At 60.5% G+C, this 13929-nt stretch carries 12 protein-coding genes; 2 read left to right on the top strand and 10 right to left on the bottom strand.

Features of this window, described 5'->3' with window-relative positions:
• Positions 1-12: 12 nt before the first annotated feature.
• Genes ACNFBR_RS24135 through ACNFBR_RS24125 form a run of 3 tightly spaced genes read right to left on the bottom strand, consistent with a single transcriptional unit; the run spans position 13 to position 3438 of the window.
• Entirely contained in the window at positions 13-1617 is a 1605-nt protein-coding gene (locus ACNFBR_RS24135; RefSeq protein WP_416737089.1) for an ABC transporter substrate-binding protein, read from the bottom strand.
• 29 nt (positions 1618-1646) lie between these two features.
• The gene (locus ACNFBR_RS24130) at positions 1647-2507 is read right to left on the bottom strand and encodes an ABC transporter permease (protein ID WP_416737088.1); all 861 of its coding nucleotides are present in this window, start codon (positions 2505-2507) and stop codon (positions 1647-1649) included.
• 10 nt (positions 2508-2517) lie between these two features.
• On the bottom strand, positions 2518-3438 hold the full coding sequence (locus ACNFBR_RS24125) for an ABC transporter permease (RefSeq protein ID WP_416737087.1): 921 nt from the start codon (positions 3436-3438) through the stop codon (positions 2518-2520).
• Between the two features lie 186 nt (positions 3439-3624).
• Here ACNFBR_RS24125 and ACNFBR_RS24120 point away from each other — a divergent pair, with 186 nt between their 5' ends.
• A complete protein-coding gene (locus tag ACNFBR_RS24120; protein WP_416737086.1) occupies positions 3625-4521 on the top strand; it encodes a LysR substrate-binding domain-containing protein in 897 nt (298 codons plus the stop codon).
• A gap of 96 nt (positions 4522-4617) precedes the next feature.
• Here the strand turns inward: ACNFBR_RS24120 and ssb are convergent, their stop codons facing one another.
• Complete coding sequence (gene ssb, locus ACNFBR_RS24115) at positions 4618-5160, bottom strand: single-stranded DNA-binding protein (RefSeq protein ID WP_416737085.1); 543 nt, start codon at positions 5158-5160, stop codon at positions 4618-4620.
• Positions 5161-5169: 9 nt separating this feature from the next.
• Complete coding sequence (locus ACNFBR_RS24110; RefSeq protein WP_416737084.1) at positions 5170-6564, bottom strand: MFS transporter; 1395 nt, start codon at positions 6562-6564, stop codon at positions 5170-5172.
• Between the two features lie 129 nt (positions 6565-6693).
• On the opposite strand from ACNFBR_RS24110, the gene uvrA reads away from it, so the two are divergent.
• A complete protein-coding gene (gene uvrA / locus ACNFBR_RS24105; protein WP_416737083.1) occupies positions 6694-9528 on the top strand; it encodes an excinuclease ABC subunit UvrA in 2835 nt (944 codons plus the stop codon).
• Positions 9529-9601: 73 nt separating this feature from the next.
• Here uvrA and bfr read toward each other — a convergent pair whose 3' ends face one another.
• From bfr to rpsD, 5 genes are all read right to left on the bottom strand, one after another.
• On the bottom strand, positions 9602-10066 hold the full coding sequence (gene bfr, locus ACNFBR_RS24100; RefSeq protein ID WP_003257116.1) for a bacterioferritin: 465 nt from the start codon (positions 10064-10066) through the stop codon (positions 9602-9604).
• Between the two features lie 163 nt (positions 10067-10229).
• Entirely contained in the window at positions 10230-11669 is a 1440-nt protein-coding gene (locus tag ACNFBR_RS24095; protein WP_416737082.1) for a catalase, read from the bottom strand.
• A 173-nt stretch (positions 11670-11842) separates the two neighbouring features.
• Positions 11843-12229, bottom strand: a complete 387-nt coding sequence (rplQ, locus tag ACNFBR_RS24090; protein WP_003255451.1) for a 50S ribosomal protein L17 — start codon at positions 12227-12229, stop codon at positions 11843-11845.
• A 42-nt stretch (positions 12230-12271) separates the two neighbouring features.
• The gene (locus tag ACNFBR_RS24085; RefSeq protein WP_003255452.1) at positions 12272-13273 is read right to left on the bottom strand and encodes a DNA-directed RNA polymerase subunit alpha; all 1002 of its coding nucleotides are present in this window, start codon (positions 13271-13273) and stop codon (positions 12272-12274) included.
• A gap of 22 nt (positions 13274-13295) precedes the next feature.
• Positions 13296-13916, bottom strand: a complete 621-nt coding sequence (rpsD, locus tag ACNFBR_RS24080; protein ID WP_012270238.1) for a 30S ribosomal protein S4 — start codon at positions 13914-13916, stop codon at positions 13296-13298.
• Between the last annotated feature and the right edge of the window lie 13 nt (positions 13917-13929).

Below are 13929 nucleotides of genomic sequence, written 5' to 3'. Positions count from 1 at the left end.
TCGTACCACCGTTCAATTCAGTTGTGCATGCTGGAAATCGATCGTCCCTTCGTAATCCACGACGAGACCTTTCAAACCTTTGCGAAGCCCGATGATCTGTTCCTGGTCGAACAGCGGCAGGCTGTTGGGGTCCTGCTCCCAGAGGATTTGCTGGATCTGCCCGTAGTACGCCATGCGTTTGTGCTCCTCCAGTTCGCGGGCGGCCTGTTGCAGCAGGTCATCCACCTCGGGGTTGCTGTAGCCGGTCAGGTTCTGCGGGTCGCCTGTGACCAGCTTGCGACGCAAGCGGATGTCCGCATCGGAGATGCCGGTGCCGAGCAGCCACATGTCGGCATCGTTGGAACCCTTGCCCGTACCCTTTCCCGGTTCGGGGCGGTAAAGGCTCTTCTGGTAAGTCGCCCACTCCCAGACCTTGAACTCGGTCTTGAGCCCCACCGCATTGAGGTAGCCCTGGACCACTTCGGCCACTTGGCGGTCCTTGGTGTAGCGGCCCGCCGGGGTCCACATCACCACGGTGCCTGGGAAGCCACCGGGGTAGACCTGCTCGATCAAACGCCGGGCAGCGACCGGGTCGTACTTCACCGGGGCGAAGGTACGGCGTGCCTGGGTGCCTTCCGGGAACGGGCTGACCGGCACCTTGCCGTAGCCCAGCAACACCTTGTTCACCAGCGCATCGCGGTCGATCGCCATGTTCACCGCCTGGCGCATGCGCACGTCATCGAACGGCGGGCGAGTGAGGTTGAGCTCGAAGAACACCTGGAAGGTGCTGGGCACCCGCAACAGGTCGGATTTGTTCAGTGCCTTGAGCTCGATGGCCGCTTCAGGGGACAGGTCGGCGGCCACGTCGGCGTTGCGCGTACGCAGTTCAATGACCCGCGAGGAGTCCTCGCGCACTGGGCGGAACACGATTTTTTCCGGCTTGCCGGCGGTACCGAAGTAGTCGGGGTTCCTGTCGATCACGGTGTTGTCGTTGGGCAGCCAGCGCACGAAGCGATAGGGCCCGGTGCCGACCGGATGGTGCCCGTAGGCCCGCCCATACTTGGCGATTGCGGCCGGGCTGCTGATCGCCGACGACGGCTTGGCCAGCAGTTCGAGCAGGGTCGGCGACGGGTTGCGGGTAGTGATGCGCAACTGGTCGGGCGCCAGCACCTCGACCGCAACGATGTCGGTGTAGTAGGAACGGTGTGGCGAGCCCAGCTTGGCATCGCGGATCCGGTCCAGATTGAACTTCACCGCCTGGGCGTCGAAGTCGGTACCGTCGTGGAACTTCACACCCTTGCGCAGCGTGAAGGTCCACTGCCGGCCGTCGTCGGAGCGGACCCAGGACAGCGCCAAATCGGGAACGACCTGCTCGCGCTCCTGGCCCTCCCAGTTCACCAGGCGGTTGAACAGGTGGTCGAGCACGTTGTACGACGGCACACTGCGGGATACCGCGGGGTCCAGGGTGTCGATGTCGGACCCTTGGACGAAGGTCAGTGTCTGCAGGTCCTGTGCGCTGGCCGCGCCAGCGCCGAGTGCCGAGCATCCGAGGACACCCAGCAGCAAACCACGGACGAGCTGTGCCTTGAAGCCTGTACGCTCCATGATCTTTTCTCGCTTGATAAGGTTTCGTTGCATCCGGCGCGGCCAGGCCGCACCGGTGACTGTCAGGCTTTGCGCGATTTCGGGTCGATGAAGTCGCGTAGTGCATCACCCATGATGTTGAAGCTCAGGATGGTCAGGACCAGCGCGCATCCCGGGGCGATCAGCACATAGGGGTGGGTGGTCAACAAAGGCCGTGACTCGGCAATCATCGCGCCCCACTCCGGCGTCGGCGGGGGTGGCCCAAGCCCGAGGAAGCTCAGCCCGGAGCCAATCAGGATGGCTTCGGCGAGCGACACCGTGGCCTGGATGATCACCAGCGAACCGATGTTGGGCAGAATATGTACCCGCAGTAACCGCACATCGCTCACCCCGATGGATTTCGACGCCAGGACGAATTCGCGCTTGGCCAGGGCCATGACCGGCCCGGCGAAGAACCGCACGTAGATGGGAATGCTGGAGATGGCGATTGCCAGGGTCAGGCTGAGGATGCTGTTGCCGGCCACGGTGATCACCAGGATCGCCACCAAGGTACGGGGGAAGGCGATCATCGAGTCCATGACGCGCATGACCAGCCCGGAGATCGGCCCGTTGTAGTAACCACAGCTCGCCCCCACCGCAACGCCCACCAGCATGGCGATCCCCACGCTGGCCACGGCGACGATCAGGGTGATGCGCGCGCCCCAGAGTACACGCCCGAACAGGTCGCGCCCCAGTTGATCGGTACCCAGCCAGAACTCGGCACCTGGCATTACCAGCGATTGTGACAAGTTGATCCGGGTCACCGCATCCCAGTCGAAAAACAGCGGCGCGAAGATGGCCGCGGTCACCATCAGCACGATCACTGCGGTTGCACCGAGGGCAAACCAGCGCTTTCTCGCGATGAGGAAGCCGATGAAACTCATGCGCCGCACGGTACGAGGCATGGGCCGGGCGTCAGTTGTAGGTGATGCGAGGGTCGAGGAAGCCATATGCAAGATCCACAATCAGGTTGACGACAACGACCAGCGCAGCGAATACCAATACGGTCCCTTGAACCACATAGATATCACGGGCCATGATCGCATCTATCAGGAAGCGTCCCATGCCGGGCCAGGCAAACACGGTTTCAACAATGACCGCGCCACCGAGTAATCTTCCGAAGTCCATGCCAAAGACCGTAACCAATGGAATGGCGGCATTGGAAAGTGCATGTTTCAGGACAACTTTATAATTAGGCACGCCTTTGGCGTAGGCCGTCCTTATATAGTCTTCCTTCAATACATCCATCATCGTTGAACGGGCCAGCCTGGAAAACGTCGCGACATACGGCAGGCCAAGCGTCACGGCCGGGAGTATCAGGTGCTGAAACCCGCCGCGACCGGTAGGCGGCAGCCAGCCCAGGCTGGCTGAGAACACCGACATCAGGATCAACCCGAGGAGGAAGCCCGGCATCGAAATGCCCAGTACCGCCAGGCTCGTCAACGTACTGTCGAGCACGCCCCGTGGGCGCAAGGCGGCAATGATGCCCAGCGGCACGCCAATGATGACCGCCAGCAGCATCCCTGCTGCGGTCAACTCGAGCGTCGCGGGTAATGTCCGGGCGATACCTTCGAGCACGGGGGTGAAGGTCTGGAAGGATTCGCCCAGGTCACCGGTGGCCACTTTCCTCACGTAGATCAGGTATTGGGAAACCAGGGGTTTGTCCAACCCGTAGTTCTGCCGTATCTGCGCGACGTCCGCTTCCGTGGCATCCGGCCCTGCGGCCAACCTGGCCGGGTCGCCCGGAATGAAATGCAAGACCAGAAAGACCACGATCGATACACCCAACAACATGGGCAGCAGGAACAATATCCTGCGAATTGCATAATTAAGCACGATCAGCCCCTATTGTTTTAATTAACGGCAATCATCTGTAAGTGTTGGCAAGCTGTTAACCTGCGAACACCTGAACAAATAATCGCACGTCAACAAAACAGCGCAATACGCCAGCGGGTTGGACGCACATAATGAAATGTTATGCTGGTCATGCCGCCACCCCGTAGCGCCCCGCCGAGACCGAACATGAAACTGAACCCGCGCCAGCTGGAAGCCTTCCGCACCGTTATGCTCACCGGCAGCATGACCATTGCCGCCGAGACCTTGCGGGTTTCCCAACCCGCCGTCAGCCGGCTGATCCGCGACCTGGAAATCGCCCTTTCGCTGCGCCTGTTCCGCCGCGAAGGCAACCGCCTGATCCCCAGCACTGAAGCGCAGTTCCTGTACGCCGAGGTGGACAAGTTCTACCAGGGTATCGAGCGCATCGAGCGTGTAGCCGAAGACCTGATGCCCCTGCGCACGGGCACCCTGCGTATTGGCTCGATGAGTGCGCTGGGCCTGACCGTGGTAGCCGAAGGGGCACGCCGGTTCGTGCATGAGCGCCCCGGCGTGCGGACCTCGCTGGATGTGCGCAACTCGATGAGCGTGCTCGAACTGACGTCGGCAAACCAGCTGGATATCGGCTTCGTACAGGTACCCTCAGGCGACTACCCCGGCCTGCAACTGGTGCAGATGCCCAAGGTAGACGCTGTGTGCGTGATGCGCTGCGATGACCCCCTTGCCGAAAAGCAGGTCGTCAGCCTTGAAGACCTGCAGGGCCAGCGCCTGATTTCACTGAACCCCAACAACCCCCTGCAGCGCCGCCTCGATGCTGCGCTGGAGTCACTCAAGGTGGTAGGCCAGAGATCGGTGGATACCACCTCCGCGCATTTCGCCTGCAACATGGTGTCGGGCGGCTTCGGCATGACCGTGTGCGACCCGTTCACGGCGTCGTACTCCAAGTACCCGGGGATTACTTATCGCAAGCTTGAACAATCCATTCCTTTCGAGGTGTCCATGGTCTTTCCTGGGCATCAGCAGCGCTCGAAGCTGGCGTGGGATTTCATGGGGATCATGGAGAATATCTTCAAAGCGCCCGTGTAGTGCCCTATCGGGGGCGCCGCGCTCGTTTCCTCGCATAAAAAAACCCAGGGCGAATGCCCTGGGTTTCTGGTCTTGCTAGACGCCTTACCGCTCTGATCAGAACGGAATATCGTCATCGAAGCTGTCGAAGTCAGCCGCCGGCTGCGGTGCAGGCTGCTGCGGCGCGGGGCGCTGAGGGGCCTGTTGCGAGCGCTGGGCCAGTGGACGCGGGGCCTGATTGTACTGTTGCGGCTGGCCGCCACCGTAGTTGCCGCCACCCTGGTTGTACGGGTCGCCGCCCTGCTGCTGGCCCTGCGGACGGCCGCCGAGCAGCTGCATGGTGCCGTTGATGTCGACGATGATCTCGGTGGTGTAGCGCTTGATACCGTCTTTTTCCCACTCGCGGGTCTGCAGTTTGCCTTCGATGTAGCACTGCGAACCTTTACGCAGGTACTCGCCGGCGATTTCGGCAACTTTGCCGAACAGCGACACACGGTGCCACTCGGTACGCTCGACCTTCTGGCCCGACTGCTTGTCGGTCCACTGCTCGCTGGTGGCCAGGCTCAGGTTGGTCACGGCGTTACCGTTGGGCAGGTAGCGGACTTCGGGATCCTGGCCACAGGTGCCGACCAGAATGACTTTGTTAACCCCACGGGCCATAACGTTCTCCTAGGCTTCGCACGCCGAAGAGGCTGGGTTCACCAGTCGCTCGAGGGTCGCACGGTCCAAAATTTTCGTATCCAGTTTGATATAGATGGCGGCTTCTTCTGCCACCACCACAGCGTCGGTCACACCCGGCACGGCCATCAGGCGCTCGGTCAGGCCGGCTTCACGGACTGCTTCAGGCGTCAGCGGCATGCGCAGGCTGGTCACATACGGCGGCTCGTTCATGCGCAAGGCGACGATCAGCCAGATGGCACACAGCACCGCGCAACCGAGGAACACCGTGTCCAGCCCACCGTGCTGGAACAACCAGCCGCCAAGGATCCCGCCCAGCGCCGCACCAAGGAACTGGCTGGTGGAATACACCCCCATCGCCGTCCCCTTGCCACCGGCAGGCGACACCTTGCTCACCAGAGAAGGCAACGAAGCCTCCAGCAGGTTGAATGCGGTAAAGAATACCACGGTGCCAATCACCAGTCCGCGCAAACCGTCAGCCCACTCCCAGAAGTATATCTCTGTCAGCAGCAGGACACTGACCGCGCCGGCCAACACACGTTTCATCTTGCGCTTTTTTTCGCCGTAGATGATGAAGGGGACCATTGCAAAAAATGAGATGAACAGCGCGGTCAGGTATACCCACCAATGCTGCTCCTTGGGCAGGCCACCACGCTCGACGAAGGCCAGCGGCAGCGCGACGAAGCTGGCCATGAGGATGGCGTGCAGAATGAAGATGCCCACATCCAGGCGCAGAAGGTCCGGGTGGCGCAGGGTTGGGCCGAGTGCCTTGCGTGCCACACCCGACTCGCGGTGCTGCAGAATGCTGTGGGTGTTGGGCACGACGAACGCGATCAGCGCTATGCCGACCAGGGCAAGTCCTGCCGTGGCGAGGAACAAGCCTGACAAACCAAAGGCACTTGTCAGCAAGGGGCCGACGACCATGGCGACAGCGAACGACAAGCCGATGCTCATGCCGATCATGGCCATGGCCTTGGTCCGGTGTTGTTCGCGGGTGAGGTCTGACAGCAGCGCCATCACTGCGGCAGAAATCGCCCCGGCACCCTGCAAGATACGCCCTGCGATCACGCCCCAGATGGAGTCGGCCTGGGCCGCCAGCACGCTGCCGAGGGCAAAAATCACCAACCCCAGGTAAATCACCGGCCGGCGGCCGATGCGGTCGGAAATCATCCCGAACGGGATCTGCAATACCGCCTGAGTCAGGCCATAGGCACCAATGGCCAGGCCGATCAGCGCGGGCGTGGCGCCGGCCAGGTCCATGCCGTAGGTGGCCAGCACCGGCAAGACCATGAACATGCCCAGCATACGAAAGGCAAAGACCAGGGCAAGGCCGCCAGCGGCGCGGGTTTCGCCGCCACTCATGCGCTCGTTGTGGGTGTCGTGCATGGATTAACCTCGTGTGAACCGGCGGCGATTCTATCAGTCCGACAGCTTGACGGCATCTACGCGACGCTTTGCCGCGTCATGCTGGCGCGCCGTATACTTCCTTGTTTATGCCCGCCGAGCGAGGCCGCAGTGGACAAGATCCTGATTCGTGGGGCGCGTACCCACAACCTGAAGAACATCGACCTGACCCTGCCCCGGGACAAGCTGATCGTGATCACCGGCCTGTCCGGTTCCGGCAAATCGTCCCTGGCGTTCGATACCTTGTATGCCGAAGGCCAGCGCCGCTACGTGGAATCGCTGTCGGCCTACGCCCGGCAGTTCCTTTCGATGATGGAAAAGCCCGACGTCGACACCATCGAAGGCTTGTCGCCGGCGATTTCCATCGAGCAGAAATCGACCTCGCACAACCCGCGCTCCACGGTCGGCACCATCACCGAGATCTACGACTACCTGCGCCTGCTGTACGCTCGCGTCGGTACGCCTCGCTGCCCGGACCACGATATCCCGCTGGAGGCGCAAACGATCAGCCAGATGGTCGACCTGGTGCTGGAGCGCCCGGAAGGCAGCAAGCTGATGCTGCTGGCACCGGTGGTACGCGAGCGCAAGGGTGAGCACCTGGCAGTTTTCGACGAGCTGCGCGCCCAGGGCTTCGTGCGGGCCCGGGTCAATGGCAAGCTCTACGAGCTCGATGAACTGCCCAAGCTGGACAAGCAGAAAAAACACAGCATCGATGTAGTGGTGGACCGTTTCAAGGTCCGCGCCGACTTGCAGCAGCGCCTGGCCGAGTCGTTCGAGACCGCGTTGAAACTGGCCGACGGCATCGCCCTGGTGGCACCGATGGACGACGAACAAGGCGAAGAAATGATCTTCTCCGCGCGCTTCGCCTGCCCGGTATGCGGTCATGCGATCAGCGAGCTGGAACCGAAGCTGTTCTCCTTCAACAACCCGGCGGGTGCCTGCCCGACGTGCGATGGCCTGGGGGTGAAGCAGTTCTTCGACACCAAGCGCCTGGTCAATGCCGAACTCACCCTGGCCGAAGGCGCGATCCGTGGCTGGGACCGGCGTAACGTGTACTACTTCCAGATGCTCGGTTCGTTGGCCGCGCACTATGGCTTCAGCCTGGAGGAGCCGTTCGGCGAGCTGTCGGCCGAGCACCAGAAGGTGATCCTGCAGGGCAGTGGCAAGCAGAGTGTCGACTTCAAGTACCTCAACGACCGTGGCGATATCGTCAAGCGTTCGCACCCGTTCGAAGGCATTGTGCCGAACCTTGAACGCCGCTACCGCGAAACCGAATCGGCCACCGTGCGTGAAGAACTGGCCAAGTTCCTCGGCACGCAACCCTGCCCGGATTGCCGTGGTACCCGCTTGCGCCGCGAGGCACGCCATGTGTGGGTTGGGGAGAAGACCCTGCCGGCAGTGACCAACCTGCCGATCGGTGAAGCCAGCAACTATTTTGCTGACCTGACGCTAACTGGGCGCCGTGGTGAAATCGCGGCGAAAATCCTCAAGGAAATCTGCGAACGCCTGCAGTTCCTGGTCAATGTCGGCCTCGACTACCTGACCCTGGACCGTAGCGCCGATACCCTCTCCGGTGGTGAAGCGCAACGTATCCGTCTGGCCAGCCAGATCGGCGCCGGCCTGGTGGGCGTGATGTACATCCTCGATGAACCGTCCATCGGCCTTCATCAACGCGACAACGACCGCCTGCTGGCCACCCTCAACCACCTGCGCGACCTGGGCAACACGGTAATCGTGGTGGAACACGACGAGGACGCCATCCGCCTGGCCGACTACGTGGTCGATATCGGCCCGGGCGCTGGTGTGCACGGTGGGCAGATCGTCGCTGAGGGCTCGCCACAAGAGGTCATGGACCATCCCGATTCGCTGACGGGCAAGTACCTGTCCGGGCGCAAGAAGATCGTCGTACCGGCCAAGCGCACGCCGCGCAACAAAAAGCTGCAACTCAAGCTCAAGGGCGCGCGTGGCAACAACCTGCAGAACGTTGACCTGGAAGTGCCGATCGGCCTGCTGACCTGCGTGACCGGGGTATCCGGCTCGGGCAAATCGACGCTGATCAACAACACCCTGTTCCCCCTGGCCGCCACCGCCCTCAATGGCGCGAGCAGCCTGGAAGCCGCACCGCACAGCAGTATGGACGGCCTGCAACACCTGGACAAAGTGGTGGATATCGACCAAAGCCCGATTGGCCGTACCCCGCGCTCCAATCCGGCGACCTACACCGGCATTTTCACGCCGATTCGCGAGCTGTTCTCTGGCGTGCCGGAATCGCGTTCACGTGGGTATGGCCCGGGGCGCTTCTCGTTCAACGTCAAGGGCGGCCGTTGCGAGGCCTGCCAGGGCGATGGCCTGATCAAGGTGGAAATGCACTTCCTGCCAGACATCTATGTGCCGTGCGACGTGTGCAAGAGCAAGCGCTACAACCGCGAAACCCTGGAAATCAAGTACAAGGGCAAGAACATCCACGAGGTGCTGGAAATGACCATCGAGGATGCTCGCGAGTTCTTCGATGCGGTACCGGCGCTGGCGCGCAAGCTGCAAACGTTGATGGATGTGGGCCTGTCGTACATCAAGCTGGGGCAGTCGGCAACCACCCTGTCTGGCGGTGAGGCGCAGCGGGTGAAGCTGTCGCGCGAGCTGTCCAAGCGCGATACCGGCAAGACCCTGTACATCCTCGATGAGCCGACCACGGGCCTGCACTTCGCTGACATCCAGCAGTTGCTGGACGTGCTGCATCGCCTGCGCGACCACGGCAATACCGTGGTGGTGATCGAGCATAACCTGGATGTGATCAAGACCGCCGACTGGCTGGTGGACCTGGGGCCGGAGGGTGGCTCCAAGGGTGGGCAGATCATTGCCTGTGGCACGCCAGAAGAGCTGAGCGAGATGAAACAATCGTATACCGGCCATTACCTGAAACCGCTGCTGGAGCGGGACCGGGCCTGAGTGTTGCCGAGGCAATGAAAAAAGCCCCTGGTACCGTTGGTGCCAGGGGCTTTTTCTTGAGTCTGTGGATAACTTACATCTGCGACTGCAGGTAGTTTTCCAGGCCGATGGCCTTGATCAGGCCCTGCTGCTTCTCCAGCCAGTAAGTGTGGTCTTCTTCGGTATCGGCCAACTGCGCGCGCAGGATGTCACGGCTGATGTAGTCCTTGTGCAGTTCGCACAGTTCGATACCTTTGCAGAGCGCGCCGCGCACCTTGTACTCGAGCTTGAGGTCGGCCTCGATCATTTCTGGCACAGTGCTGCCGACTTCCAGATCGTCCGCGCGCATGTCGGGGGTGCCTTCAAGCATGAGGATGCGACGCATCAGGGCATCGGCGTGCTGTGTCTCTTCTTCCATCTCGTGGTTGATGCGCTCGTAGAGCTTGGACAGGCCCCAGTCTTCGTACATGCGCGAATGAATGAAGTACTGGTCGCGTGCCGCCAGTTCGCCCTTCAGCAGCGTGACGAGGTAGTTGATTACATCCGGGTGGCCTTGCATCGCCCTGATTCTCCATGTGAAAACGTCTATGCCACATAGTGTGAACCAGCTTTCGCCTACGGTCACTGAAAAACGCGCAATAAGACGCAAAAAATCGGTTAAACAGTAGTGATATTCATTGAAAAACCGCCCAAATGAGGGCGGTTCTTCTTATCACTTCGACTTAGGCGAGATGGATGCCCAACGCCTTGGCAATCCCTTCACCATAAGCCGGGTCGGCCTTGAAGAAGTACTGCAGCTGGCGCTGGATCACGTCTTCGCTGACACCCGCCATGGTACCGGCGATGTTGCTGATCAGCAGGGCTTTCTGCTCATCGCTCATCAAGCGGAACAAAGCGCCGGCATGGCTGAAGTAATCGGTATCCTCGCGGTGATCGTAGCGCTCAGCCGAGCCGTTGAGGGCCAGTGCTGGCTCGGCATGCCGTGGCGACTGCTTCGGCGCATCGCTGTAGCTGTTTGGCTCGTAGTTCGGCGCACTGCCGTAACCACCGGTTGCCATGGAACCGTCGCGTTGATAACTGTTCACCGGGCAGCGTGGCGCGTTCACTGGCAGTTGCTGGTGGTTGGTACCGACCCGGTAGCGGTGCGCGTCGGCATAGGCGAACACACGACCTTGCAGCATGCGATCCGGCGACAGACCAACCCCAGGCACCATATTGCTCGGCCCGAACGCCGCCTGCTCGACCTCGGCGAAGTAGTTGAGCGGGTTACGGTTGAGCTCCAGCACACCCACTTCGATCAGTGGATAGTCCTTTTGCGACCAGGTCTTGGTCACGTCGAAGGGGTTCTCGTCGCGGCTGGCAGCCTCGGCTTCGCTCATCACCTGAATGCAAACCGTCCAACGCGGGTAGTCACCACGCTCGATGGCCTCGAACAAGTCGCGCTGTGCGTAATCCGGGTCGGTGCCCGCCAGGCGCGCAGCTTCCGCCGGTGCGAGGTTCTTGATGCCTTGCTGGGTCTTGAAGTGCCACTTGACCCAGGTACGTTCACCCTTGGCATTGATCAGGCTGTAGGTGTGGCTGCCGAAACCGTGCATGTGGCGATAGCCATCCGGAATGCCTCGATCGGAGAACAGGATGGTGACCTGGTGCAGCGCCTCAGGGGAATGCGACCAAAAATCCCACATCATTTGGGCATTCTTCAGGTTGGACTGCGGGTGGCGCTTCTGAGTGTGGATAAAGTCCGGGAACTTCAACGGGTCGCGAATGAAGAACACTGGCGTGTTATTACCAACGATGTCCCAGTTGCCTTCCTCGGTGTAGAACTTGACGGCGAAGCCACGTGGGTCGCGCTCGGTATCCGCAGAGCCACGCTCACCACCCACGGTGGAGAAGCGCAAGAAGGTCTCGGTTTGTTTGCCGATCTGTTCGAACAGCTTGGCGCTGGTGTAGCCGCTGATATCGCGGGTAACGGTGAAAGTGCCATAGGCGCCCGAGCCCTTGGCATGGACGCGGCGCTCCGGAATGTTCTCGCGGTTGAAATGGGCGAGCTTCTCGATCAGGTGGAAGTCGTCGAGCAGCAGCGGGCCACGCGGGCCGGCGGAGCGGGAATTCTGGTTGTCGGCTACAGGTGCACCGCTGGCGGTGGTGAGAATCTTGCTCATGGGCTCTCCCTTTCTGGTCTTAAAGCGCCGGCTAATCGGCTGTAGAAAGAGTATTGACGAGCAAGGTTACAGGGACAAATTCATTACATGACTTATATCAATAGAAATAAACAATGTATGCAGAAACAAAAAACCGGGCACTAGGCCCGGTTCTTTGTAGCAGACAGAACGTCTTACTCAGCAGCTTCTACAGCACCGCCGACCGGACGATCAACCAGCTCGACGTACGCCATAGGCGCGTTGTCGCCAGCGCGGAAACCGCACTTCAGGATGCGCAGGTAGCCGCCCTGACGGGTGGCGTAACGCTTGCCCAGGTCGTTGAACAGTTTGCCAACAGCGGACTTCGAACGGGTACGGTCGAAGGCCAGACGACGGTTAGCAACGCTGTCTTCCTTGGCCAGGGTGATCAGCGGCTCGGCAACGCGGCGCAGTTCCTTGGCTTTCGGCAGGGTGGTTTTGATCAGCTCGTGCTCGATCAGCGACACTGCCATGTTCTGGAACATAGCCTTGCGGTGAGAGCTGGTGCGGCTCAGGTGACGTCCACTTTTACGATGACGCATGATTCATTCCTTACCAAACACTACGTTCGGTGATTACGACGATCAGGCGGTCGCCTTGTCGTCTTTCTTAAGACTTGCAGGCGGCCAGTTGTCGAGGCGCATGCCGAGAGACAGACCACGAGAGGCCAGCACGTCCTTGATTTCAGTCAGGGACTTCTTGCCCAGGTTAGGAGTCTTCAACAGCTCTACTTCGGTACGCTGAATCAGGTCGCCGATGTAGTAGATGTTCTCCGCCTTGAGGCAGTTGGCCGAACGTACAGTCAGTTCCAGGTCGTCAACCGGACGCAGCAGGATCGGATCGATCTCGTCTTCCTGCTCGACTACGACAGGCTCGCTGTCACCTTTGAGGTCGACGAACGCGGCCAGCTGCTGTTGCAGGATGGTCGCAGCGCGGCGGATAGCCTCTTCAGGATCCAGGGTGCCGTTGGTTTCCAGATCAATGACCAGCTTGTCCAAGTTGGTACGCTGTTCAACACGGGCGTTCTCGACCACGTAGGCGATACGACGCACCGGGCTGAACGAAGCGTCCAACTGCAGACGGCCAATGCTACGGCTTTCGTCTTCGTCGGTTTGACGGGAGTCGGCCGGCTCGTAACCGCGACCACGAGCTACAGTGAGCTTCATGTTCAGGGCGCCATTCGACGCCAGGTTCGCGATTACGTGATCGGGGTTGACGATCTCGACATCGTGATCCAGCTGAATATCGGCAGCGGTAACCACCCCCGAACCCTTTTTCGACAAGGTCAGCGTAACTTCGTCACGACCGTGCAGTTTGATAGCCAGGCCTTTCAGGTTCAACAGGATTTCAATTACGTCTTCCTGAACACCTTCGATCGCGGAGTACTCGTGGAGTACGCCATCGATCTCGGCCTCGACTACTGCACAGCCAGGCATGGAGGACAACAGGATGCGGCGCAGCGCGTTGCCCAGGGTATGGCCGAAACCACGCTCGAGAGGCTCGAGCGTGATCTTGGCGCGGGTCGGACTGACTACCTGCACATCAATGTGGCGGGGAGTCAGGAACTCATTTACCGAAATCTGCATGGATGCACCTATTTTCTAGCCCTTACTTGGAGTAGAGCTCGACAATCAGGTTTTCGTTGATGTCGGCAGACAGGTCGCTGCGAGCAGGAACGTTCTTGAAAACGCCCGACTTTTTAGCAGCATCCACGTCAACCCACTCAACGCGGCCACGCTGGGCGCACAGTTCAAGGGCTTGAACAATGCGCAGCTGGGCCAGCGACTTCTCGCGGACCGCGACCACGTCACCCGGACGAACTTGGTAGGATGGAATGTTTACAGTCTTACCGTTGACGCTGATCGCTTTGTGCGAAACCAGCTGACGCGACTCGGAACGAGTCGAGCCGAAGCCCATACGGTAAACGACGTTATCCAGACGGCACTCGAGCAGTTGCAGCAGGTTCTCACCGGTTGCGCCTTTTTTCGAGGCAGCAGCTTGGTAGTAACCGCGGAACTGACGCTCCAGAACACCGTAGATACGACGGACTTTTTGTTTCTCACGCAGCTGGGTGCCGTAGTCGGACTGACGGCCACGGCGCTGGCCGTGGATACCTGGGGCTGCTTCGATGTTGCACTTCGATTCCAGAGCGCGAACGCCGCTCTTCAGGAACAGATCGGTGCCTTCACGACGAGACAGTTTGCATTTTGGACCAATGTAACGTGCCATTCTTCTGTCTCCT

It is taken from the genome of Pseudomonas sp. NY11955, assembly GCF_048068035.1.
Taxonomy (GTDB): Bacteria; Pseudomonadota; Gammaproteobacteria; order Pseudomonadales; family Pseudomonadaceae; genus Aquipseudomonas.
This window is presented reverse-complemented; position numbering and strand designations above follow the sequence as displayed.